General features: G+C 32.3%; 3 protein-coding genes and 1 pseudogene. 1 reads left to right on the top strand and 3 read right to left on the bottom strand.

Features of this window, described 5'->3' with window-relative positions; translation table 11 throughout:
- Positions 1–698: 698 nt before the first annotated feature.
- The gene (locus AC1DJR_RS26055) at positions 699–998 is read right to left on the bottom strand and encodes an ArsR/SmtB family transcription factor (protein ID WP_061676085.1); all 300 of its coding nucleotides are present in this window, start codon (positions 996–998) and stop codon (positions 699–701) included.
- A gap of 568 nt (positions 999–1,566) precedes the next feature.
- Between AC1DJR_RS26055 and AC1DJR_RS26050 the strand changes: the two genes are divergently transcribed.
- Positions 1,567–1,947, top strand: coding sequence for a nuclear transport factor 2 family protein (locus AC1DJR_RS26050; RefSeq protein ID WP_477003867.1), 381 nt, complete (start codon positions 1,567–1,569; stop codon positions 1,945–1,947).
- Positions 1,948–2,024: 77 nt separating this feature from the next.
- Here AC1DJR_RS26050 and AC1DJR_RS26045 read toward each other — a convergent pair.
- Together AC1DJR_RS26045 and AC1DJR_RS26040 are read right to left on the bottom strand one after the other, a co-directional pair.
- Positions 2,025–2,363 (bottom strand): annotated as a pseudogene (locus AC1DJR_RS26045) (SMI1/KNR4 family protein); the annotation flags it as partial.
- A partial coding sequence (locus AC1DJR_RS26040; protein ID WP_477003866.1) for a hypothetical protein occupies positions 2,360–2,567 on the bottom strand: 208 nt, incomplete at its 5' end. The pseudogene AC1DJR_RS26045 and the gene AC1DJR_RS26040, both read right to left, overlap by 4 nt.

Genomic DNA, 2,567 nt, shown 5'->3' with positions numbered 1-2,567 from the left:
CGGTTCCTGCGTAAAATATCAACCGTACCAAAAGAGCGTCCAAGCGTTGGACATCTAGGGGTGGAACACCCCGAAGTAACGCTCAGGGAGACGAAAGGGTACTTTCGTCGTGGAACTGAGAAGCTCCCACTTCAAGCTTTGCTAAGTGGTGAGTAGTTCACGCGGTTCTGGTGCAAATATAGGACACATTTCAAGGAACAATCAGGATTCCTACCGGAATTGTTCTTTTTTATCATATGCATGGCTTCTACTCCTATATGATATTACCCTATATAACAAAAAAAGCACCGCTATGGATGCTTTAGCCTACATATTCTTCAATTTTACTAAAGATACCATTAATAGCAGGTACTACGCATGCAGATGCTACAATTGCAGAAATAAGTTTAACAAAAAATAAGCTTACAGTCATATTAACACCCCCTGCTCTAATAATAAGCAGGAAACATTACGTGAATTTTAAAATCTTATTATATTAATATTTTTTGTTTATCTTTGTTACAAAGATAAACACGTTCATTAAAGAGCGTGTTTTAATACTGCTACTAACTCATTTATACTTTTCATTTCTTCAATGAAGTCTTCATGTCTTGAATATAGCCAAGATGTTATACTATAACGTTTTTATGTTTTTTATAAAATAAAAAATAGGTGAATTGTAATCCCTGTTTGGGTGTATATCCACCTATTTTTTCAATTTAATTAGCATGACCCAGTATTTGTATGATTTTATCAGCTTTGGAGCTTTGAATATAATAGTACATCTCTAACCCTTTTCTTTCAGCTTTCAGTGCTTTCCCTTTCATTTTGGATAAATGTTGCGATACTGTTGATTGTGGAATATCCAAAATATTAGTTAATTGTGTTACATTTAATTTCTTGCTCTTAGCCAATTCACTAACAATTTGTAGACGTATTGGATGAGCCATAACTTTTAATAGTTCAACATTTTCTTCAGAAACTAAACCTTGTACATTATCATTATTAAATTTGTTCATAATACAACCTCGCATTCAATTTATATTTTATTCAAATTTTCAATGTATATTCCTAATATTATTATATTAAAATCCTCTGTGCGTTTAACTATGAATTAATTATATAATTTCAACTTGTGCTATGTGCGGAGTTAATATGTGTTTGTCGTGAAGTTTTTTAGATGTGTTTAGTAATTAAAAAAGCTACAAAGAAATTTTATCTCTTTGTAGCTTTGAATTAATGAATTATGCAGTATAAAAATACTAGTGCCATCAATATACCCATTTTTAAAGTAAAGATAAGTGAATCCGATTTTATGATTTTAAAAATGAATGTGTCTGTTATACCCCTATAACGCTGACTGATCAGAGCATGCTCTGACTTTATTATTATACTAATGTATATAACGGAAATCAATATTATAGTAATAGGTAGACTCCCCTGCTCTCCTTCGCTTTTATGCCTTTTATATCATAAAAGTAATATTTATAAATATATAGTTTTATAGTTTTAATTATTATATACTTATACAAGTGATTTAGCCCTTTTTAAGAGTTGAAAGTAAGTTGTATATAAGGAGTGGTTTGAATGAAGAACAAATTTAAGCGTATGATCATGTTAATGGTGGTAATGGCCTTATCAGTTACAGCACTTGCAGCATGTGGAAATAATCGTGATCCCGAAGAAGTTGCTACAGCGTATTTYGAAGATGCAAAAGAMGGRAATGTAAAAGATTTTGGAGAGTTATTCACTCCTGAAGCGAAGAAAATCGTTGCTTTTGTGGGCGGAAATGCAGAACTAATCAAATCCGTTAGCAAGGATCTTAAAAGCTATAAAATTCGAAAAATCGAAGAGAAAAATGAAATTGCTACAGTAACTGTTGATGCTGTATATAAAGGTAATCCTAAAAAAGTAATCGTAATTGAACTAGAGAAAACGGATGATGGTTGGAAAATTAGTAAATCATAAAAAAACGGTCTAGAATTCTAGGTCGTTTTTTAGTTTCCTCAATCTTCTTCTTCGAAATCACGTAGACTAGCAAGTAATTATGTAAGTGTTGACCAAACAGGATATATTGCTTCCTCTATGTCTTCTTCCTCATGATCCCAGAATACGATTGTTGGTGAATCAGTGTTGTTTCGATAATTAAAGCATAGAAGATTGCCGAATGGATCTCTAGCAAAAGGATATATTTTGTCAGGTAATCTATCTTTCGTATTATTATATGTTTCTAGAAATGAATATTTTCTATCAGAATCTAGGGTTAAAAGATTATTAAGTGAATTTTCATCTTGATTTGGAATATTAAATGTATCTGGCGTTGGATATCCACCATCATATTCTTGTACACACTCAAGAAAATCATTAGGAAATTTAATATTTAACGAATTCCCCGAAAGAATTCTCCTTCCTCAAGCGTGTGAAGGGCGTAGCCCAACGGTAGGTGGGAGATGMATTTCGGTTTGGCATAGCCAAAAACTTTTGATAAACTAGCTATATGAAGTTCTTTGATAACTTGATATATGAGGTTGCAGGAAGAAAATAGAGTGCGAAAACCAAGCCATTCGGTTCCTGCGTAAAATATCAAC

It is taken from the genome of Bacillus sp. 05T31, from assembly GCF_056396725.1.
The sequence above is the reverse complement of the archived record's forward strand: the minus strand, read 5'-3'. Positions and strand labels throughout refer to the sequence as shown.